At 67.1% G+C, this 19,613-nt stretch carries 18 protein-coding genes; 12 read left to right on the top strand and 6 right to left on the bottom strand.

The window, feature by feature from the left end; all coding sequences use genetic code 11:
* The first annotated feature begins 61 nt into the window (after positions 1-61).
* On the top strand, positions 62-2,107 hold the full coding sequence (locus IEV87_RS11600; protein WP_188477832.1) for an acetyl-CoA carboxylase biotin carboxylase subunit: 2,046 nt from the start codon (positions 62-64) through the stop codon (positions 2,105-2,107).
* Between the two features lie 4 nt (positions 2,108-2,111).
* The gene (locus IEV87_RS11595; RefSeq protein WP_188477831.1) at positions 2,112-2,777 is read left to right on the top strand and encodes a hypothetical protein; all 666 of its coding nucleotides are present in this window, start codon (positions 2,112-2,114) and stop codon (positions 2,775-2,777) included.
* Positions 2,778-2,883: 106 nt separating this feature from the next.
* Here IEV87_RS11595 and IEV87_RS11590 read toward each other — a convergent pair whose 3' ends face one another.
* On the bottom strand, positions 2,884-3,384 hold the full coding sequence (locus tag IEV87_RS11590) for a DUF4174 domain-containing protein (RefSeq protein WP_188477830.1): 501 nt from the start codon (positions 3,382-3,384) through the stop codon (positions 2,884-2,886).
* Positions 3,385-3,504: 120 nt separating this feature from the next.
* On the opposite strand from IEV87_RS11590, the gene IEV87_RS11585 reads away from it, so the two are divergent.
* From IEV87_RS11585 to IEV87_RS11560, 6 genes are all read left to right on the top strand, one after another.
* Positions 3,505-4,515, top strand: a complete 1,011-nt coding sequence (locus IEV87_RS11585; protein WP_229737542.1) for a hypothetical protein — start codon at positions 3,505-3,507, stop codon at positions 4,513-4,515.
* Positions 4,478-6,610 (top strand): methylmalonyl-CoA mutase, encoded by a 2,133-nt coding sequence (gene scpA / locus IEV87_RS11580; protein ID WP_188477829.1) that lies wholly within the window; start codon positions 4,478-4,480, stop codon positions 6,608-6,610. The genes IEV87_RS11585 and scpA overlap by 38 nt, the downstream gene beginning before the upstream one ends.
* A 164-nt stretch (positions 6,611-6,774) precedes the next feature.
* On the top strand, positions 6,775-7,260 hold the full coding sequence (locus tag IEV87_RS11575) for a GNAT family N-acetyltransferase (protein ID WP_188477828.1): 486 nt from the start codon (positions 6,775-6,777) through the stop codon (positions 7,258-7,260).
* A gap of 31 nt (positions 7,261-7,291) precedes the next feature.
* Positions 7,292-7,993 carry a molecular chaperone DjiA gene (locus IEV87_RS11570; RefSeq protein WP_188477827.1) on the top strand — a complete coding sequence of 234 codons (702 nt, stop codon included), beginning with the start codon at positions 7,292-7,294 and terminating at the stop codon, positions 7,991-7,993.
* 12 nt (positions 7,994-8,005) lie between these two features.
* The gene (locus tag IEV87_RS11565) at positions 8,006-9,016 is read left to right on the top strand and encodes an endonuclease/exonuclease/phosphatase family protein (protein ID WP_188477826.1); all 1,011 of its coding nucleotides are present in this window, start codon (positions 8,006-8,008) and stop codon (positions 9,014-9,016) included.
* Between the two features lie 36 nt (positions 9,017-9,052).
* Entirely contained in the window at positions 9,053-9,427 is a 375-nt protein-coding gene (locus IEV87_RS11560) for a hypothetical protein (protein ID WP_188477825.1), read from the top strand.
* Here the strand turns inward: IEV87_RS11560 and IEV87_RS11555 are convergent.
* A complete protein-coding gene (locus tag IEV87_RS11555; protein ID WP_188477824.1) occupies positions 9,424-10,977 on the bottom strand; it encodes a Ppx/GppA family phosphatase in 1,554 nt (517 codons plus the stop codon). The genes IEV87_RS11560 and IEV87_RS11555 overlap by 4 nt on opposite strands.
* A gap of 156 nt (positions 10,978-11,133) precedes the next feature.
* On the opposite strand from IEV87_RS11555, the gene IEV87_RS11550 reads away from it, so the two are divergent.
* Complete coding sequence (locus IEV87_RS11550) at positions 11,134-11,562, top strand: VOC family protein (RefSeq protein WP_188477823.1); 429 nt, start codon at positions 11,134-11,136, stop codon at positions 11,560-11,562.
* 12 nt (positions 11,563-11,574) lie between these two features.
* On the opposite strand, the gene IEV87_RS11545 is transcribed toward IEV87_RS11550, so the two are convergent.
* The 4 genes from IEV87_RS11545 to IEV87_RS11530 form a co-directional block, all read right to left on the bottom strand.
* A complete protein-coding gene (locus IEV87_RS11545; RefSeq protein WP_188477822.1) occupies positions 11,575-12,015 on the bottom strand; it encodes a GFA family protein in 441 nt (146 codons plus the stop codon).
* Positions 12,016-12,152: 137 nt separating this feature from the next.
* Positions 12,153-14,327, bottom strand: a complete 2,175-nt coding sequence (locus IEV87_RS11540) for an RNA degradosome polyphosphate kinase (RefSeq protein WP_188477821.1) — start codon at positions 14,325-14,327, stop codon at positions 12,153-12,155.
* A 58-nt stretch (positions 14,328-14,385) separates the two neighbouring features.
* A complete protein-coding gene (locus IEV87_RS11535; protein ID WP_188477820.1) occupies positions 14,386-15,066 on the bottom strand; it encodes an HdaA/DnaA family protein in 681 nt (226 codons plus the stop codon).
* Between the two features lie 3 nt (positions 15,067-15,069).
* Positions 15,070-16,143: an AI-2E family transporter gene (locus IEV87_RS11530; RefSeq protein WP_188477819.1), complete on the bottom strand. Its 1,074-nt coding sequence runs from the start codon at positions 16,141-16,143 to the stop codon at positions 15,070-15,072.
* 465 nt (positions 16,144-16,608) lie between these two features.
* Here IEV87_RS11530 and proS point away from each other — a divergent pair, with 465 nt between their 5' ends.
* The 3 genes from proS (at position 16,609) to IEV87_RS11515 (ending at position 19,597) form a co-directional block, all read left to right on the top strand.
* On the top strand, positions 16,609-17,946 hold the full coding sequence (gene proS / locus IEV87_RS11525) for a proline--tRNA ligase (protein WP_188477818.1): 1,338 nt from the start codon (positions 16,609-16,611) through the stop codon (positions 17,944-17,946).
* Positions 17,946-18,908, top strand: coding sequence for a serine hydrolase domain-containing protein (locus IEV87_RS11520; RefSeq protein WP_188477817.1), 963 nt, complete (start codon positions 17,946-17,948; stop codon positions 18,906-18,908). Before proS ends, IEV87_RS11520 begins: the two co-directional genes overlap by 1 nt.
* Positions 18,909-18,997: 89 nt before the next feature.
* Positions 18,998-19,597 (top strand): DUF2937 family protein, encoded by a 600-nt coding sequence (locus tag IEV87_RS11515; protein WP_188477816.1) that lies wholly within the window; start codon positions 18,998-19,000, stop codon positions 19,595-19,597.
* The last annotated feature ends 16 nt before the right edge of the window (positions 19,598-19,613 follow it).

Genomic DNA, 19,613 nt, shown 5'->3' with positions numbered 1-19,613 from the left:
GGGTTTTTGCATGCACGACCGCCGCGGAACGCCCGCGGCCAGGAACCGGGAAGGGACTGACATGTTCGATAAAATCCTGATCGCCAACCGGGGGGAGATCGCCTGCCGCGTCATCAAGACGGCGCGCAAGATGGGCATCAAGACCGTGGCGATCTATTCGGACGCGGACAAGAACGCGCTGCACGTGGCGATGGCGGACGAAGCCGTCCACATCGGCCCGCCGCCCGCCAACCAGTCCTATATCGTCATCGACAAGGTGATGGCCGCGATCAGGGAAACCGGCGCGCAGGCGGTTCACCCGGGCTACGGCTTTCTGTCCGAAAACCCCAAGTTCGCCGAGGCGCTTGAAAAGGCCGGCGTTGCCTTCATCGGCCCCCCGGTCAAGGCGATCGAGGCCATGGGCGACAAGATCACCTCCAAGAAGATCGCGCAGGAGGCCGGAGTCAGCACCGTCCCCGGCTACATGGGGTTGATCGCAGACGCGGACGAGGCGGTGAAGATCTCGGGCGAGATCGGTTATCCCGTCATGATCAAGGCCTCTGCCGGCGGCGGCGGCAAGGGCATGCGCATCGCCTGGAACGAGACGGAGGCGCGCGAGGGTTTCCAGTCCTCCAAGAACGAGGCGGCAAACAGCTTTGGCGATGACCGCATCTTCATCGAGAAGTTCGTGACCCAGCCGCGCCACATCGAAATTCAGGTTCTGTGCGACGGCCACGGCAACGGCATCTACCTGGGCGAGCGGGAATGTTCGATCCAGCGACGGAACCAGAAGGTTGTCGAGGAAGCGCCGTCGCCGTTCCTTGACGAGGCGACCCGCAAGGCCATGGGCGAACAGGCCGTCGCGTTGGCCAAGGCGGTCGGCTATGCCTCCGCAGGCACCGTTGAATTCATCGTCGACGGAGAGCGGAACTTCTACTTCCTCGAAATGAACACGCGCCTGCAGGTGGAACATCCGGTGACCGAACTGATCACCGGTGTCGATCTGGTCGAACAGATGATCCGCGTCGCCAACGGCGAAAAGCTGACCATGACGCAGGACGACGTGAAGCTGACGGGCTGGGCCATCGAAAACCGGCTCTATGCGGAGGATCCCTATCGCGGTTTCCTCCCCTCCATCGGCCGCCTGACCCGCTACCGCCCGCCGGCGGAGGTCGCGGCCGGCCCGCTGCTTCAGAATAAGAAGTGGCAGGGTGAGGCCCCGACGGGTGAAACCGCGGTCCGCAACGATACCGGCGTCTACGAGGGCGGCGAGATCTCCATGTACTACGACCCGATGATCGCCAAGCTCTGCACCTGGGGCCCGACCCGCGAGGCGGCGATCGAGGCGATGCGTGTCGCTCTCGACAGTTTCGAGGTGGAGGGGATCGGCCACAACCTGCCCTTCGTCGCCGCCGTGATGGATCATCCCAAGTTCATCGACGGCGCCATGACCACCGCCTTTATTGCCGAGGAATATCCCGACGGTTTCGAAGGCGTGACCCTGGAAGAACCCGCGCTGAAGCGTATCGCCGCTGCCTGCGCCGCGATGAACCGCGTGGCCGAGATCCGGCGCACCCGCGTCTCGGGCCGCATGGACAACCACGAACGCAAGGTCGGCGACGCCTGGAATGTCGCCCTGCAGGGACAGGAGTTCGAGACGACCGTTTCCGCCTACACCGGCGGCGCGACGGTCAGCTTCGCGGACGGCACCGCACTGAAGGTGGAGGGTGACTGGACGCCCGGCGATCAGCTGGCCGAGATGACGGTCGACGGCGCGCCGCTGGTTCTGAAGGTTGCCAAGATCTCCGGCGGCTTCCGCATCCGGTCTCGCGGTGCCGACCTGAAGGTGCATGTGCGCAGCCCGCGCCACGCCGAACTGGCCCGCCTGATGCCCGAGAAGGTGCCGCCCGACACCTCCAAACTGCTGCTCTGCCCGATGCCGGGTCTGGTGGTGAAGATCGACGTGGAAGAGGGGCAGGAGGTCCAGGAGGGGCAGGCGCTCTGCACGATCGAGGCGATGAAGATGGAAAACATCCTGCGCGCCGAACGGAAGGGCGTGGTCGCCAAGATCAACGCCGGTCCGGGCGACAGCCTTGCGGTGGACGAAGTCATCATGGAGTTCGAATAGGGCGATGGAGGCCCCGGCGCCGATATCCTGGCTCTCCGCGCTGGACGCGCGGATCTGGCAGGCTGTCATCGCCGGGGCCTTCGTGGCGCTTGGCTGGATGGTCAACGGCTGGCAGAACCGCCGCCGGGACGCCACGCTGCGCGCCGAACGCCTGCGCGACATGCACCGCGCGTTGTTTGCAGAGATCGGCGCGCATCTCGCCACGCTGGACACCGCCGACGAACTGGACCGCTACGGGTCGGAAATGGCCGCCCGGATCGAGTCGGAAGCAGATTTCGTGCCCTTCATCCCGGTCGAACACAACGATCGCGTGTTCGAGGCGGCGATCGACCAGATCCACATACTGCCGCGCAGTTCCATCGACCCGGTGGTCGCCTACTACAGCCAGATCCGCGCCATCGCCACGCTGGTCGGGGATATGCGGGGGCCTGGCTTCGCAGCGCTGTCACCGCAGCGGCGGGCGGCGATCTACCGCGACTACATCGCTATGAAGAAGCAGGCCTCCGCCTTCGGGCATCACGCCCTGCGCATCATCGACGCCTATTCAAAGGGGGGCAAACCGGCCGCGAAGGCGGTGGAGGAGGAGCGGCACCGCGAAACGGTACAGCGCCAGAAAGCGCTCAGTACCCCGGCTTCGGGCCCGTCCGGCCCGTCACGGGGATCGGAGTGAGGGGAATGTTCGGATCACGTTCCATATGTCACCTTCCGCGCCTTGCGTCCGGGCACCGTGCCCGTCCTGCCCTTAATATAGGGTTTCGCGCTGGTCTGCGCAATCTCTACCGCCCGAGCGCGACGCCGCCCCGCTGCCCCAGATCCCGCAGTTCCTGCTGGCGGAGCGGGGTCTTGTCGATGGCGCGGGAAATCTCCCGCACGTCCCAGGGCAGGGGCTTGCGCAGCTTGATCTGCCCGTCCTTGCCGACCAGAACCATCATGAACCCGCGTGGTCGGAAGGTTTCCCGCAGCGCCGACTGCGCGGCCGGGTCAGTGTCGGTCAGCACCACCACGTCGCGATATGCCAGCGCCTGCGGATCGCGCTGCAGCGATTCCATCTGGCGGCGGAACTGCGGATCTTCGGGGCTGTCGGCAAAGACCGCGACGATCCGTTTCTGCCAGCGCAGCGCCTCCAGCGACTCCGGCGCGGTGTCGAGGAAGATGCCGTCCGTGGCCTCTGCCGTGGTTTCGGCAGGGGTTTCCGGGGGCGTCGCGGCTGAGGATGCCTCCTGCGCCATCAAAGGGGCCGAGGCCAGAACCATCAGGCAGATCAGGGCTTTGCGCATCGTGTGTCAGGTCCTCCCTGTTCCCGATATAGGCGCTTTGCCGCCCCACGTCACCGTTGCCGGCGCGAAAACCCGCGTCCCGACCAGCGTTAAGACCTTTGTCAGTGGTGGGAGGGCATGATGCGCCGCACCATCCACATCCGCCCGGCCCGCCGGGCGCGGCAGACAGGGACCCCGGCCATGCAGATCACGATTCACGCCGGCGCGCATCGCAGCGCCTCCACCTCCTTCCAGCAGTACATGCGCCAGAACACGCGGGGGCTGGGGCGCAGGGGGATCGGCTTCTGGGGACCATTGCGCACCCGCGCCGGGCTGTTCGACGGGCTGATGGCCCCGGGCGACGCCGGGGTCGACGGGGCCTGCCGCCGGATCGCCGCCGCTCTTGAGCGCGCAAGGGACGCCGGGGTCGGCCACCTTGTCGTCAGCGACGAGAACCTGCTTGGCTCTCCCGCCGGTAACCTGCGGGCCCGTGCGCTCTATCCCGAATGCGCCGCACGGATGGCGCGCGTCGCCCGTGCTTTTGCAGGGCATCCGGTCCGGATCGCGTTGTCCCTGCGGCGGCAGGACGGCTACTGGCCCTCGGCCATGGCCTACGCGGTCGGGCGCGGCCTGCTTCCCCCCGGTACACGGGACCTCGATGCGGTGGCAGGCAGTCACAGGCGCTGGCAGGACGTGATCCGCGATGTTGCCGCAGCGACCCCCGGCGCGGCGGTCATCGCGATGGACCACGACCTCGCCCCGCCGGAAAAGTTGTCGCACATGACCGGACAGGACTGCACGCCGCTGCGGGACCATGCGGACCACCACCTGAACGCTGCCCCCGACCGTGCCGAACTGCGCCGCGTGCTCGCCGGGCGCGACATCGACCCGGAGACGATACCGGCGGGCGACGGCCCCTGGCAGCCCTTCGACCCCGATCAGTCGGCCATGCTGCGGGAGGCCTGGCAGGACGACCTGTTCTGGCTGAGCGCCGGGGCCGACGGCATCGCCCGTTATCACACCCATGACGACAGGGCCGCACCGGCCCGAGGATTTCAGCCCGACAGCGCGGGGAGACACCTGCCGCCGGGCCTGTTAGGAAGAGGACACCCACATGGCATCGAAGAAAGACGACTGGTCGGCTCGCGCTGAAAAGGAACTGCGCGGCAAGCCGCTCTCCTCCCTGACCTGGCACACGCTGGAGGGGATCGAGGTCCGCCCGCTCTACACCCAAGAGGATACGGAGGGGCTGGACCACATGGGGTCGCTCCCCGGCATGGCGCCCTTCACCCGCGGCCCGCGCGCCACGATGTATGCCGGCCGGCCCTGGACGATCCGGCAATACGCGGGCTTTTCCACGGCGGAGGAATCCAACGCCTTCTACCGCCGCAACCTTGCTGCCGGGCAGCAGGGCGTGTCGGTCGCCTTCGACCTCGCCACGCACCGCGGCTATGACAGCGACCATCCGCGCGTGGTCGGCGACGTCGGCAAGGCGGGGGTGGCCATCGACTCCGTCGAGGACATGAAGATCCTCTTCGACGGCATCCCGCTGGATCAGGTGTCGGTCTCCATGACCATGAACGGCGCGGTGATCCCGGTGCTTGCGAACTTCATCGTCACCGGGGAAGAGCAGGGCCATGACAAGTCGGTCCTGTCCGGCACGATCCAGAACGACATCCTCAAGGAATTCATGGTGCGGAACACCTATATCTATCCGCCCCAGCCCTCGATGCGGATCATCTCCGACATCATCGAATACACCTCGAACGAGATGCCCAAGTTCAACTCCATCTCCATCTCCGGCTACCACATGCAGGAGGCGGGTGCGAACCTGGTGCAGGAGCTGGCCTACACCCTCGCCGACGGGCGCGAATACGTGCAGGCCGCCATCGACGCCGGGATGGACGTCGACAAGTTCGCCGGTCGCCTGTCGTTCTTCTTCGCCATCGGCATGAACTTCTTCATGGAAATCGCCAAGCTGCGCGCCGCCCGCACGCTCTGGCACCGGGTGATGGAAGAGTTCGGGGCGCAGAAGGAGGGCTCCAAGATGCTGCGGACTCACTGCCAGACCTCCGGCGTGTCGCTTCAAGAGCAGGACCCCTACAACAACGTCATCCGCACCGCCTACGAGGCGATGAGCGCTGTGCTCGGCGGCACCCAGTCCCTGCACACCAACGCGCTGGACGAGGCGATTGCGCTGCCGACCGACTTCTCCGCCCGCATCGCGCGCAACACGCAGCTGGTCCTGCAGGAGGAGACGGGGGTGACCAAGGTCATCGACCCGCTCGCCGGCTCCTACTACGTGGAAAGCCTGACGGACGAGCTGATCCAGAAGGCCTGGGCGCTGATGGAGGAGGTGCGGGAGATGGGCGGCATGACCAAGGCCGTCGCCTCCGGCATGCCCAAGCTGAGGATCGAGGAATCGGCGGCGCGCCGTCAGGCCATGATCGACCGCGGCGAAGAGGTCATCGTCGGCGTCAACAAGTACCGCAAGGACAAGGAGGATCCGATCGACATCCTCGACGTCGACAACGTCGCGGTGCGCAAATCGCAGGTCGAACGGCTTGAGCGCATCCGTGCCTCCCGCGACGAGGCCGCCTGCACCGCCGCGCTCAACGAACTGACGCGCCGCGCGAAAGAGGGCGGCAATCTGCTCGAGGCGGCGGTAGAGGCCGCCCGCGCAAGGGCCACGGTAGGAGAGATCAGCATGGCGATGGAAAAGGAATTCGGCCGCCACCGGGCGGAGGTCAAGACGCTCGCCGGGGTCTACGGCGCGGCCTATGAAGGCGACGAGGGCTTTGCCGCCATCCAGAAGGATATCGAGACCTTTGCCGAGGAAGAGGGCCGCCGCCCCCGCCTTCTGGTCGTCAAGATGGGCCAGGACGGCCACGACCGCGGCGCCAAGGTCATCGCCACCGCCTTTGCCGACATCGGCTTCGACGTCGACGTTGGTCCGCTGTTCCAGACCCCGGAGGAGGCCGCGCAGGACGCCATCGACAACGACGTGCATGTCGTCGGGATCTCGAGCCAGGCGGCAGGGCACAAGACGCTCGCGCCGCAGCTGATCGAGGCGCTGAAGGAAAAGGACGCCGGCGACATCATCGTGATCTGCGGCGGGGTGATCCCGCAGCAGGATTACGATTTCCTCAAGAAGGCCGGGGTGAAGGCGATCTTCGGTCCGGGGACCAACATCCCCTCTGCCGCACAGGACATCCTCGGCCTGATCCGGGCGGCGCGGGCAGCCTGATCGCGCGGCCGAAGGCGAGGGGGGAGGGGGGCTGTCTGCCCCCCGCCGCGATGCGGCCCCCCCCGAGGATACTTTTGAAACCAAAGAAGGGGGCTGCTGGCGCGGCCCCTTGCCTTCCGCAGCGCAGCATCGGATGATCCTCTGCCCTGCCCGGAGGTTCCGCCATGATCCGCCCCGCCACCGCTGCCGATGCCGTCGCCGTCCACACCATCTGGACCCCGGTGATCCGGGACACGACGGTTACCTTCTCCACCCTCGAACGCTCTGCCGGGGACATCGCGGACTGGATCGCTGACCGGCAGGCCCGCGGACGCGAAGTCTTTGTCGCTGAGGCGGAGGGGACCGTCGCCGGGTTCGCCAGCTACGACCAGTTTCGCGCAGGCAACGGGTATGCGCAGGCGATGGAGCATTCCATCGTCCTTGGCCCGCAGGCGCGCGGGCGGGGCATGGGCCGCGCTCTCATGCAGGCGGTGGAGGATCACGCCCGCGCCGCCGGGGCGCATACCATGGTGGCCGGCATCAGCGGAGAGAACGCGGCCGGCATCGCCTTTCACGCCGCCATAGGCTACGACCATTGCGGACGCCTGCCGCAGTCGGGGCGCAAGTTCGGCCGCTGGCTGGACCTTGTGCTGATGCAGAAAATTCTCTGACACGCCCCGCGCTCCCGGTTAAACTGGTGTCATGTCGATCTGGTCCCGCATATCCGAAGCCATTGCCGCGCTGGCGCGGGGGGAAAGCCTTGCCTCGGTCTTCGACGGGCTGCGGACCCCGCCCGAACGCTCTGTCGCCTTCACCATCGCCGTCATCGCGCTTGGCGCAAAGATGGCCAAGGCCGACGGCCAGGTGACGCGGGACGAGGTGACGGCCTTCCGCGAAGTCTTCCGCATCGCCGACAAGGACGAGGCGGAGGCGGCCAAGGTCTTCAACCTCGCCCGGCAGGACGTCGCGGGGTACGACCTTTACGCGCAGCGCATCGCCTCCATGTTCGGCCCCCGCAGCGAGACGCTTTGCGACATCATGGACGGGCTGTTCCATATCGCCATGGCCGACGGCGGCTATCACCCGGCCGAGGACGCCTTTCTGCTGGAAGTCGCGAAGATCTTCGGCATGGACGAGAGCCGGTTCCGCACCCTGCGTGCCCGCCATGTGCCGGACGCCGTGGCCGATCCCTACGCCATCCTCGGTCTCACCCCCGGTGCCACCTACGAGGAAGCCCGCGCCGCCTGGAAGGCCGCGGTGCGCGAATGCCACCCCGACCGGCTGGCCGCGCGGGGCCTTCCGGAGGAAGCCCTGGGCATGGCCGAACGACGCATGATCGACCTCAACCGCGCGTGGGAGGAGATCACCGCCAAGCGCAGCCGCGCCGGTGCGCCGGTGGCCTGACCGGCGGACGTCATGCGCATCGTCAGCTACAACATCGAATGGTTCGACGCCCTGTTCGACGACGCGGGCGAACTGCTGATTGACGATCGCTGGTCCGCCCGCCGCGACGTGACCCGCGCCATGCAGATCGAGGCGCTTGGCCTTGTCCTGACCGCCATCGACGCCGACGCGATCATGGTGATCGAGGCGCCGGACACCAACACCCGCCGCTCCTCCATCCGCGCGCTGCAGAACTTTGGAGAGGCCTTCGCCCTGCGCGCTGACCGGGCCGTCATCGGCTATCCGAACCAGACGCAGCAGGAAATCGCCCTGATGTACGACCCCGCCGTGCTGGATGTGCGCCACGATCCGCAGGGGCTGGCGGGCGCTCCGCATGCGCCCCGCTTTGACGGACATTTCCGCATCGACCTCGACGTGGACGCGACGGAGGACGACATCACCTTCTCCAAGCCGCCGCTGGAACTGGCGGTGACGACGGCGGCGGGGCGCGTGCTGCGCATGATCGGCGTGCACCTGAAATCCAAGGCGCCCCATGGCGCGACCGGCCGGGATCAGGTGATGCGCCTGTCCATCGCCAACCGCCGCAAGCAGCTGGCACAGGCGATCTGGCTGCGCCAGCGCGTCGCCCAGCACCTTGCCGGGGGCGAGAGCCTGATCCTCATGGGCGATCTGAACGATGGCCCCGGACTGGACGAATACGAACACCTTTTCGGACGATCTTCGGTGGAAATCGTCATGGGCACTGAACCGCCGCAGCTTTTCGACCCGCACGCGCATCAGGCGCTGAGCCGCAAGCTGACCGCCGCCCCGACCTCCGCCCGGTTCTACATCAAGCCCGAACAGCGCTTCCTTCAGGCGCTGCTCGACTACGTGATGATCTCTCCGGACCTGATGGAACTGAACCCGCGATGGCGCATCTGGCACCCCTTCGACGACCCCGACTGCTGGTCGCGGCCAGAGCTGCGCGATGCGCTCATCACCGCCTCCGATCACTTTCCCGTCGTGCTGGACATCGACCTCTGATCTGGCGAAGCGCCTTCAGTGCCCTATATCCCGATCATGAAACGGATCGTCCTGATTGTCGCCCTTGCCATGCCACTTCCTGCCACCGCGCAGGATGCCGCTCCAGCACCGGAAGAAGAGGGTCCTTCGCTGATGGAGCGTGGCGCGCGGATGTTCTTCCGCGGCCTGATGGAGGATGTGGATCCCGCGCTGGAATCCCTGCGCGATCTGGCCGAGGACGCCGGACCCGCGATGCAGAACTTCCTGCGGGAAATGGGCCCGGCGCTTCAGGACCTGGTCGAGAGGGTAGACGACTTCGCGAACTACCATCCCCCCGAGATGCTGCCGAACGGCGATATCATCCTGCGCCGGAAAACGCCGGAGGAGATGCGCGACATGCCGGAGACCCCCGACGGCGAGATAGAGCTTTAGGCCGTCATCTTAACGTCAAGCTCTGCCGAAAGCGCCGTGGCGAGCGATTTGAGCCGCGCCATGGCGACCTCCCCAAGCAGGGGCCAGGCGGCTTCGGTCAGCCGCAGTTCCAGCACCTTCTTCTTGGGGTACCAGCGGAATTCGCCGGGGATCGAATCCTTTTCCAGCCACAGCATCGCCCCGAACCGCATCGCCTTGCCGACGGTTTCCGCCAGCAGCAGGTCCTCCGGCGGAAGATACTGGTAGAGGTTCTCGAACGACGTCCCTTCGCGCTTGTTCCGGTAGCGGTGCAGCAGGGCGAGGCCCAGGAAGATGCGTTCGGAATGCTTCAGCCCGCCAAGGTTGGCGCGGGTCGCATTGTCGAAACAGACCTCCGCCCGGTAGTCGGGATGCGCCCGCCAGGTCACGTCGTGCAGCAGGCAGGCTGCCTTGATGATGCGCTGTTTCTCGGGCCGGGCGGCGCGGAAGATCGGCAGGATGAAATTGTAGAGTGTGCGTCCGAAGCCGGGTAGGCGCGCATCCTTGGCTTCGGCGAACCGGCAGGCCTCGATCAGCGGGTCGCGGTCGCGCAGCACCTGCGGCATCTGCTGGTAGAGCAGGCCTTCGCGGATCCCGTAGCTCGACACCGCGATGTCATGGGGATGAAAGGCGCGCACCACCTCCATCAGAACCTCCGACGCCAGCGGCACTAGGTCCATCCGCGCGGAGGATATGGAACAGCGCGACCGCAGCGCCTCAAGATCGCTGTCGCGGATATAGTCGGCGGTCTTGCGCACGGCGGAAGTCGACATGCGGTATTCGTGCAGCACGTGCAGCGGGTAATTCTGCCGATCCATGTCGATCCGCGCGATCGCTCGCCACGACCCGCCGACCAGGAACAGCCGGTCGCGCTGAGAGCCGAGCGTTTCCGCCATCTTGTCGACCTCGGCTTTGATATAGGCCCGCCGTCCCTTGCGCCCGCCGGGCACCTCGCGCAGCTTCAGCGGCCCGAGCGGCGAGGTCATGCGCCGTCCGACCTGCCCGCCCTTGATCTCGGCCAGCTCCATCGACGACCCGCCGATGTCGCAGACCAGACCGTAGCTGCCGGGCCAGCCCAGCATGACGCCCTGCGCGGACAGCCGCGCCTCTTCCGTCCCCGGGATGATGTTGATCTTCAGCCCGGTCTCGCGCTCAACCTCGTCGACAAAGGCCTGCCCGTCCTCCGCATCGCGCACCGCCGCTGTGGCCACGGCGGTCAGCGGTCCGGCGTCCATGCCATGCGCCAGCAGCTGGAACCGGTGCAGCGCGGCCAGCGCCCGCTTGCGCCCCTCGGGGTTCAGCCGACCGGTTTCGGACAGCCCGGCGCCAAGCGCACACATGATCTTTTCGTTGTAGAAATAGGCCGGCGACCGCGCCGCTCCGTCGAACACCACCAGCCGGACGGAGTTCGACCCGACGTCGACCACCCCGACCCTGCTGAGGTGGCGGACCGAGGGGTCGGCAAACAGCGGTCGCTGGAAAGGCCCCCATTCCGGATCGTCTCCGGTTCCGGGGTCAGAACGTGCATCCATGGGATCGGGCCTGCTGTCCGTCATCGCACGCTACATTGCAGCGCTGGACCCGCCCGTCAACCAACTGCTTTGTGCGGCGCGGCTTTCCCTTGCGGCTGTTCTTCCGGCGCGCCCGGTGCCAGACTGGGGCGGAACCGGAAACCGAGGATCCCGTCGATGCAGCCCGTCCCATACCGTTTCTTCTCCGGCACCTGCCGGGAAGCGATGTCCTTCTACGCCCGCGTCTTCGGCGCGGAGGACCGGCTGCAGATCCTCACCGTGGTCGACATGTTCCCGGACGGCAACCGCCCCGACGGCATGCCCGAGGCCATGCCCGACGCGATCATGCATGCCGCCCTGCCGATCGGCGACGGCTGGCTCTACGCCTCCGACGACCCGACCCCCGGCGGCGCACCGCCGATGGCCGGGGTCAACATCTCCCTCGCCTTCCCGACAGAGGCCGAGACGCGCCGCGTCTTCGACGCCCTCGCCGAGGGCGGAGAGGTCCGCATGCCGCTCACCCCGATGTCCTGGGCCGGCCTGTTCGGAATGCTCACGGACCGCTACGGCACGCGATGGATGGTGCAGATGGAAGGGGCGGGCTGAACGGGCAGGGGATCAGTCGAACAGGACGGACATGTCCGGCGGCGGAGGCTGCCCTTCGTACTGCGGCTTGCCGTCGGTGATTTCGCAACAGCCGGATTTCTGCGCGACAAAGGCGTGGCGAAAGACCGGAAGCTCGACCCCTTCGTCCAGAAGTCCAGCGTGCAGCAGCGCGACTCCAGCTTCTGCGATCACCACGGGCAAGGGCGATCCGCAGCGTCGGCAGAAGTTCCGCCGGTAGGCCGGCGGTTCGTGCAGGATCGGCGCTTCGTAGGAGGCTATCAACCCCGGGTCGCCTGTCCATTCGAAGGCGGCTGCGGACGCCGCCACTTCCGGCGAAAACAGTCCCCCGGTGGCCTTCCGGCACCGCGTCGCGTGGCAGGCCTGGATCGGGCTGACCCAGCCTTCCGACCGGAACCCGACGCCGCCGCACAGGCATGTCCCTGATAGTTTCATGGGCGCACTCGTTACTCTGTCGCTGGCAAGTCTCTCACGGGCCCCGCCACACTTCAACCGCACGCCGCACGCGCGCCGCCATCCCCGTTCATCTTGCACCAAATATCCCCGCCGGAGGCGCCCGCCCCCGTCCGGCCTCACTCCGCCTCGTGGGTCAGCACCGGCACGTCCTTCGCCCCTGCGGACCCCCGGCCCGACAGGGAGGGGTTTTCCATGAAGAAGCGGTGGCAGTTGAAGGCCAGCTGACCGGCGGGAAGCTCCGCCCGCAGGAAATGCCCGTCCGGCTGCATCACCCAGCTCTGCGCGAGGTCGGCGAGGTTCGCCGCCATGATCTGGCTGACGATCTGCGCCTTGACGGTGGCGTTGGTGATCTCCACCAGCGTTTCCACCCGGCGGTTCAGGTTGCGCCCCATCCAGTCTGCGGAGGAGATGAAGACCCGCGATCCCTTGGACGGCAGCCCGTGCCCGTTGCCGAAACAGACGATCCGGCTGTGCTCCAGGAACCGCCCCACGACAGACTTCACGCGGATATTCTCCGACAGGCCCTTCACGCCGGGCCGGATGCCGCAGATGCCGCGGATCACCAGATCGATCTTCACCCCCGCCTGGGAGGCGCGGTAAAGCCCGTCAATCACGTCCGGTTCGATCAGCGAATTCATCTTCGCCCAGATGCGGGCGGGGCGGCCGGCGCGGGCATGGGCGGCCTCCGCCTCGAACTGCTCCAGCAGGAAATCCTTCATCCGGTGCGGGCTGATCTTGAGGTTCTCCAGCGTCTCGGGCTGGGCGTAGCCCGAGAGGTAGTTGAACACCTTGGTCGCGTCCCGCCCGAGCGCCGCGTCGCAGGTAAAGAAACTCAGGTCGGTGTAGATCCGCGCCGTGATCGGATGGTAGTTCCCCGTGCCGTAATGCGTATAGGTCACCAGCGCGTCGCCCTCCCGCCGCACGACGGTTGAGATCTTGGCATGGGTCTTCCAGTCGACGAAGCCATAGACGACATGCGCCCCGGCGCGTTCGAGCCGGCGGGACTGGCGGATGTTCGCGGCCTCGTCGAAGCGCGCCTTCAACTCCACCAGAGCCGTGACCGATTTCCCGTCCTCTGCCGCGTCGCACAGCGCCTCCACGATCGGAGAGTTCTTGGACGTCCGGTAGAGCGTCTGCTTGATCGCCACCACGTCCGGATCATGCGCCGCCTGTTCGAGGAACCGCACCACCATGTCGAAGGTCTCGTAGGGATGGTGCAGCAGCATGTCCTTCTGCCGGATCGCCGCGAACATGTCGCCGTCGTGGTCCTGCACCCGTTCCGGCACCCGCGGCGTGAACACCGGCCAGAGCAGGTCGGGCCGCGCGTCGATCACCAGTTCGCGCAGGTCCGACAGGCCGATCAGCCCGTCGACCTCGATCACCTCGTCCGGGTTCACGCGCAATTCTCGCATGATGACCGACCGGAGGGCGGGGGGCGCGTCGGCGGAGATCTTCATCCGCACGACCTCCCCTCGCCGCCGCCGCTTCAGCGCGGTTTCGAATTCCCGCACCAGATCCTCGGCTTCTTCCTCCACCTCAAGGTCGCTGTCGCGCAGCACGCGGAAGGTGCAGGACCCCACGGTGCGATAGCCCGGGAACAGCTGGTCGATGTTGAGCAGGAGCAGGTCTTCCAGCGGCAGGAAGCGGTGTTCCCCCGCGGGGCCGGGCAAGGGGATGAACCGCGGGATCTGCTGGGGGATCGGCAGAAGCGCCTGCAGCATCCGGCTGTCCCGGCGACGTTCCAGCATCAGCGCGAAGGAAAAGCCCATGTTCGGGATGAAGGGGAAGGGATGCGCCGGGTCGATGGCCAGCGGAGAGAGCACCGGGAACACCTTGTAGAGAAACACATCCGCCAGATGGGTCCGGTCCGCCTCTGTCAGGTCGTCGCGGCCCAGCACGATGATCCCCGCCGCCCGCATCTCGGCGATGAGCCGGTCCAGCGCGTCCTGCTGTTGCGTCATCAGCTTGCGCGCATCCGCGTCGATCAGCGCCAGCTGTTCCGAAGGCGTCAGCCCGTCCGCCGCAGGCGAGGTATGCCCCTCGCGCGTCAGTTCGCGCAGGCCGGCGACCCGCACCGTGTAGAATTCGTCGAGGTTGGCGGCACTGATGGACAGGAACCGCAGCCGTTCCAGCAGGGGAACCCGGGGATTGTCCGCCTCCTCCAGCACCCGCCAGTTGAAGCCGAGCCAGCTGAGTTCCCGGTTCACGAAGCGGCCGGGGCCGGTCAGGTCCGTTCCGGGCAGGTCCTGCGCTTCTGGAATGTCGGAATGGAGAAAATCGGCACTGGTCATTTACGGGTCCACGCGGGGGCTGAGGGTGGGTGAGGGCTAGGCGGGAAGTAAGAAGCTTTTATGACCCGGGGGCCGGAAACTTGTCCAGAACCTCGGCCGCCAGCCGCACCGTGATCGCGCGCCGTTCCGCCAGACTTGCCGCATCCAGATCCGCCACGACCTTCCGGGCGGCGGAAAACGACCGGTCCATGCGCTTTACGAGATAGTCGATCACCTGCGGCGCGACCTGCAGCTGGCGCTCTGCGAACAGCTTGACCAGAAGCGCCACGAGCAGTGTGTCGTCCGGGCTTTCCAGCACCGCCGACTGTGCGCCCTGCAACCGGCTTCTCAGGTCCGGCAGCGTCAGCGGCCAGGCGGCGACGACCCGCGCGCCGGTCAGAAGCAGCGGCAGGCGTTCCGCCCGCATGAGGTTGTGCAGGTGGAACAGCGCGTCCTCGGTCTCACGCGCGGCGATACGGTCCACGTCCTCCACGGCCAGTGGCGCGGCGGCCAGCGCGGGTATGTCGGCCCCGGAAAGATCGCGGGCAGAAACGATCCGCCCGCCCGTCATCCCGGCCCAGACATGCGCCAGATGCGTCTTGCCCGACCCCGAGGGACCGGTGAGCACCAGCTTCCCGTCCGGCCAGGCACGCCAACCCTCGATCATGGCCAGCGCCACCGCATTGCCGGGCGCGACGACGAAATCATCGCGGCTCAGTCCCTCTTTCCGGGGATGGTCGAGCGGCAGCGGGGCGGACATGGATCAGCGCCGGCCTGCGGCGTCGGTGTCTGTTCCGCGATACAGCCGGCTGTCCCGGTAGCGCGACACGACAAAGCGCATCAGCACCCCGATGGCCGCCGCGACCGGCACCGCGACCAGCATCCCGACGAATCCGAAGAGCGACCCGAAGACCGACAGCGCGAAGATCAGCCAGACCGGGTGCAGCCCGACGGAATCCCCGACCAGCTTGGGCGTGAGCGCGTTGCCTTCCACCACCTGTCCCAGCACGAAGATGCCCGCGACCAGCCCGATGGAGACCCAGTCACCCCAGAACTGGAACAGCGCCAGCCCGATCGCCAGCGCCCCGCCAAGCAGCGCGCCGACGTAGGGAATGAAGGTGATAAGCCCCGCGAAGGCCCCGACCACCAGCCCGAACTGCAGCCCGACCAGCATCAGCGCCACGGCGTAATAGGTCCCGAGGATCAGGCAGACCGTGCCCATGCCCCGGATGAAGGCGGCCAGCGTCGCGTCGATCTCACGCGCGAGCCGGCGGATCGTCGGTGCGTGTTCGCGGGGCAGCAGGCTGTCCACCTCTGCCACCATGCGGTCCCAGTCGTAAAGCAGGTAGAAGGCGACCACCGGCACGATGACGAACAGCACCACCACGTTCAGGATCGACCCGACCGAGGTCAGCGCCGTCTGCAGCAGTTGCCCGCCCTTGGACTGAATCGTCTCACCGACGGCCGTCAGCGACTGGCGCAGCGTGGAATCCTGGTCCAGCAGGTCGGGAAACCGGCTTGTCAGGAATGTCTGAAGGTTCTGAAACACCTTCGGCGCCACATCGAACAGGGCAACTGTCTGGTTGATGAGCGTCGGGATCACCAGCAGCGCCAGCAGCACGAAGATCAGGATCGCCACCAATGTGATCACGGCCGTGGCCAGCGCCCGGCTTGCCCCCATGGATTCGAGCCGGTCGGCCACCGGGTCCAGGAAATACGCCACCGCTCCGCCCAGCACGAAAGGCAGGATCACGTCGCCCAGCCACCAGAGCGCGATCAGGAACACCGCCGTGGCGATGCCCCAGTATTTCAGCTGTTCCCGTACGGGCAGGGCCATGGCGTTCTCCTGTCTGCGGGCGGCAGTGTCCCTGTTCTTGCGGTGTTCTTCAAGTGGGGTACGCGGCGCAGCCTTGCCAGCGCCCTATACTTTCAGGTAGGGAATTCCTGACTGTCGCGACCCTGCGTCCCGCGGCTATCTGAAAGCGTTGCTGCTGTCCGGGTCCGTCCCGGCCGCGGGGCTTGGCCCGGCGGAGCGTGCAACGCCCCCGGCGTCCCGGCATTTGCGGACCGCGTCGGGTGAGTGTCCCGCCGCATGCGTCTGTCCCGATGCAGCGCGGCCACCTGCGCCGCCCTCATCCCCAACCTACGGGGCGGCGCAGGCCTTTTTCCCGTGAATCCCGTCGTTTCGCGCGTGTCAGGCCGGACTGCCGCCGCCGAAGCAGGCGCGGCCAGCGACCTGCTCTTGTCTCGCCCCGGCCACGCCAGTAAACCGCTTCGGGAACGCCCTTCCGAAGGACCCGACATGCGCCTCAGCCGCTATTTCCTGCCCATTCTCCGGGAAACCCCCGCCGAAGCCCAGATCGTCAGCCACCGCTACATGCTGCGGGCCGGGATGATCAAGCAGGCCTCCGCCGGGATCTATTCCTGGCTGCCGCTCGGCTACAAGGTGCTGAAGAAGATCGAGACCATCGTGCACGAGGAACAGCAGCGCGCGGGTCACATCCCGCTGCTGATGCCGACGATCCAGTCCGCCGACCTCTGGCGCGAATCCGGCCGCTACGACGCCTACGGGGACGAAATGCTGCGCATCAAGGACCGTCAGGGGCGCGAAATGCTTTACGGTCCGACGAACGAGGACATGATTACCGACATCTTCCGGTCCTATATCCGCAGCTACAAGGACCTGCCGCTGACGCTCTACCACATCCAGTGGAAGTTCCGGGACGAGATGCGCCCGCGCTTTGGCGTGATGCGGGGCCGCGAATTCCTGATGAAGGACGGCTACAACTTCGACCTCACGAAAGAGGACGCGCTGCACGCCTACAACCGCCACCTCGTCAGCTACCTGCGGACCTACGAACGCATGGGGCTTCAGGCGATCCCGATGCGCGCGGACTCCGGCCCGATCGGCGGCGACGACACGCATGAATTCCTCGTGCTGGCCGACACCGGCGAGTCGGAGGTATTCTACGACAGCGAGATCACCGACCTGAAGTTCGGCGACCGCGAGATCGACTATGATTCCGTCGAACAGTGCCAGGCCGTGCTCGAGGAGTTCACCTCCCGCTACGCGCGCACCGACGAAACGCACGACGAGGCGCTGTTCAACCAGATCCCCGAGGAGCGCCGCCGCTCCGCCCGTGGCATCGAAGTCGGCCAGATCTTCTATTTCGGCACCAAGTATTCCGAACCCATGGGCGCGACGGTCCAGAATGCCGAGGGCGCGCAGGTCCCGGTCCATATGGGATCGCATGGCATCGGCGTGTCCCGCCTGCTTGGCGCGATCATCGAGGCCTCTCATGACGACAAGGGCATCATCTGGCCCGAGGGCGTGACCCCGTTCCACGTCGGCATCGTCAACCTCAAGCAGGGCGATGCGGAGGCCGACGCGGCCTGTGACGCCCTGCACGACAGCTTTGTCGCGCTTGGCCTCGACCCGCTCTACGACGACCGGGACGAACGGGCAGGGGGCAAGTTCGCCACGATGGACCTGATCGGCCTGCCCTGGCGGATCACCGTCGGGCCGCGCGGCCTGAAGAACGGTGTGGTCGAACTGACCTCCCGCCGTACCGGCGAAAGCGAGGAACTGCCGCCCGAGGATGCCGTGAAGAAGGTCGCGGCAATCTACGCGTCTCTCTGATGCGGCTGCTGGTCCTCCTGCTCTGCCTCCTGGCCCTGCCGGTGGCGGCGGAGGGCACCAAGCCGGAACGCTTCCGCGCCGCCTTTGCCGACTGGCTGAAGGACCGCGGCGCGACCCGCGGCGTACTGGCGATCCGGCGCGACGGCGTGCCGGTGTCGGTCTGGTCCACCGGCGTGGCCGGGGACGCGGCGCTGCCCCTCGCCTCGCTGTCCAAGGCGATCACGGCTGTCTGCGTATCCGAACTGATCCGCAGCGGCGCGCTGACCTATGACACGGAGGCACGCGATGTCCTTGGCCTGCCTGCCGCAGCGCCCGTTACCGTGGCCGCCCTGCTGAACCACGCAACGGGCCTTGAACATGACCGTACGCAGGGCGCGATGTCCTGGTGGCGGGACGATCCGACGCCGCGCTGGCCGGAACTGACAGAGGCCGCGCTCGACCCCGCCCGAATGACGACCGGCGCGGCGGAATACTATTATTCCAACGAAAACTACGCCGTTCTCGGCTCCGTCATCGAAAGGGTCACCGGGCAGGACTACGCAACCGCCTGCCGGGACCGGGTTCTGACCCCGGCAGGGGTGCGCGCGACGGCGGATCCGTCCTTCGCGGCCTACCTGCCCTGGGGCGGCTGGCGGATGACCATGGCGGATTACGCCGGGTTCCTGGACCACTACTACGGCAACGACGGGGTGCTTGGCGGCCGCCTGCGCCACCTGCCGCGCGTCAGGATCGAAGGACCGGTGCATTACGGGCTCGGCATGGTGCAGCGCGACATGTCACCGGGGGTGAACGTCTGGCATTTCGGATCGCTCTGTTTCGAGGACGGTCCGAACTTTGGCACCTACGCGGTTCACTGGCGGATCGGCTGGACCGTGACCGCCTGGTACGACGCCTGCCTTGAAGGGGCGGGGATGATCGCACTGGATCAGGCCATGGTTCGCGTCGCCTATGCGCCGGAATGACCGGTGTCCCTCTCGTGATCAGCTCCCGCTAGGTTCCGCGCGCCGGATCGGCTAGACTGTCCGGCAGAGCAGACAACGAAAGGTGCGCGATGATCGCACGCATGCTGACCCTGGCCGGGGCGCTGACCGGCGCGGCGGGTCTGTCCCAGTTCCCGGAATTCTCACAGCAATACACGCAGCGCCTCGGCGGGGCGGTGGACGAACTGGCGCGGGTGGTGGCGGATTTCGACGCCTCCGCCGCGGCCGAAGGGCTGACCCGCGATGCCGCCCTGGCCGAGATGACCGGCACCGCCTTTGTCGACCGGCGCCGCGGCGACATGGCCCGCACCATCGCCCGTCATGCCCGGCTTGAGGCCGACCTCGCCGCCCTGCGCGCCGCCGGTCCCTTCACCCGCGCGCTGCATCCCGCGCGTTTCGGCGATGCGGACCTGCTGCAGGCCACCGCCGCGGATTTCCGGCCCGCCCTGCCACTCACCTTCGCCGGGGTGAGCTTTGGCGGGATCGGGCTGGTAGCCGGGGCGCTGGCCCTGTCGGCGCTCTCCACCCTCCTGCGCCTGCTGGCCATGCCCTTCCGCCGCCGCCGCGCGCCCCGCCGCGAACCGCCCCTGCACCGTCCCGCCCAAAAGGCGCCGGTCGCGCCGGGCAAGGGCCCACAGAGACGTGTCCCCCCGATCACCCGCCGCGCTTGACCTTCGCGGCCCCGCG

This window comes from Primorskyibacter flagellatus, from assembly GCF_014638275.1.
In the GTDB taxonomy this organism is placed as follows: domain Bacteria; phylum Pseudomonadota; class Alphaproteobacteria; order Rhodobacterales; family Rhodobacteraceae; genus Pseudooceanicola; species Pseudooceanicola flagellatus_A.
Note: the sequence above shows the minus strand (reverse complement) of the source record. Positions and strands in the feature narration are given on the sequence as shown.

What these genes read in the sequence shown, in the direction of transcription:
- IEV87_RS11600 (WP_188477832.1), top strand. Translation starts at nt 62, where the DNA reads ATGTTCGATAAAATCCTGATCGCCAACCGGGGGGAGATCGCCTGCCGC.
- IEV87_RS11595 (WP_188477831.1), top strand. Translation starts at nt 2,112, where the DNA reads ATGGAGGCCCCGGCGCCGATATCCTGGCTCTCCGCGCTGGACGCGCGG.
- IEV87_RS11590 (WP_188477830.1), bottom strand. Translation starts at nt 3,384, where the DNA reads ATGCGCAAAGCCCTGATCTGCCTGATGGTTCTGGCCTCGGCCCCTTTG.
- IEV87_RS11585 (WP_229737542.1), top strand. Translation starts at nt 3,505, where the DNA reads ATGCGCCGCACCATCCACATCCGCCCGGCCCGCCGGGCGCGGCAGACA.
- scpA (WP_188477829.1), top strand. Translation starts at nt 4,478, where the DNA reads ATGGCATCGAAGAAAGACGACTGGTCGGCTCGCGCTGAAAAGGAACTG.
- IEV87_RS11575 (WP_188477828.1), top strand. Translation starts at nt 6,775, where the DNA reads ATGATCCGCCCCGCCACCGCTGCCGATGCCGTCGCCGTCCACACCATC.
- IEV87_RS11570 (WP_188477827.1), top strand. Translation starts at nt 7,292, where the DNA reads ATGTCGATCTGGTCCCGCATATCCGAAGCCATTGCCGCGCTGGCGCGG.
- IEV87_RS11565 (WP_188477826.1), top strand. Translation starts at nt 8,006, where the DNA reads ATGCGCATCGTCAGCTACAACATCGAATGGTTCGACGCCCTGTTCGAC.
- IEV87_RS11560 (WP_188477825.1), top strand. Translation starts at nt 9,053, where the DNA reads ATGAAACGGATCGTCCTGATTGTCGCCCTTGCCATGCCACTTCCTGCC.
- IEV87_RS11555 (WP_188477824.1), bottom strand. Translation starts at nt 10,977, where the DNA reads ATGGATGCACGTTCTGACCCCGGAACCGGAGACGATCCGGAATGGGGG.
- IEV87_RS11550 (WP_188477823.1), top strand. Translation starts at nt 11,134, where the DNA reads ATGCAGCCCGTCCCATACCGTTTCTTCTCCGGCACCTGCCGGGAAGCG.
- IEV87_RS11545 (WP_188477822.1), bottom strand. Translation starts at nt 12,015, where the DNA reads ATGAAACTATCAGGGACATGCCTGTGCGGCGGCGTCGGGTTCCGGTCG.
- IEV87_RS11540 (WP_188477821.1), bottom strand. Translation starts at nt 14,327, where the DNA reads ATGACCAGTGCCGATTTTCTCCATTCCGACATTCCAGAAGCGCAGGAC.
- IEV87_RS11535 (WP_188477820.1), bottom strand. Translation starts at nt 15,066, where the DNA reads ATGTCCGCCCCGCTGCCGCTCGACCATCCCCGGAAAGAGGGACTGAGC.
- IEV87_RS11530 (WP_188477819.1), bottom strand. Translation starts at nt 16,143, where the DNA reads ATGGCCCTGCCCGTACGGGAACAGCTGAAATACTGGGGCATCGCCACG.
- proS (WP_188477818.1), top strand. Translation starts at nt 16,609, where the DNA reads ATGCGCCTCAGCCGCTATTTCCTGCCCATTCTCCGGGAAACCCCCGCC.
- IEV87_RS11520 (WP_188477817.1), top strand. Translation starts at nt 17,946, where the DNA reads ATGCGGCTGCTGGTCCTCCTGCTCTGCCTCCTGGCCCTGCCGGTGGCG.
- IEV87_RS11515 (WP_188477816.1), top strand. Translation starts at nt 18,998, where the DNA reads ATGATCGCACGCATGCTGACCCTGGCCGGGGCGCTGACCGGCGCGGCG.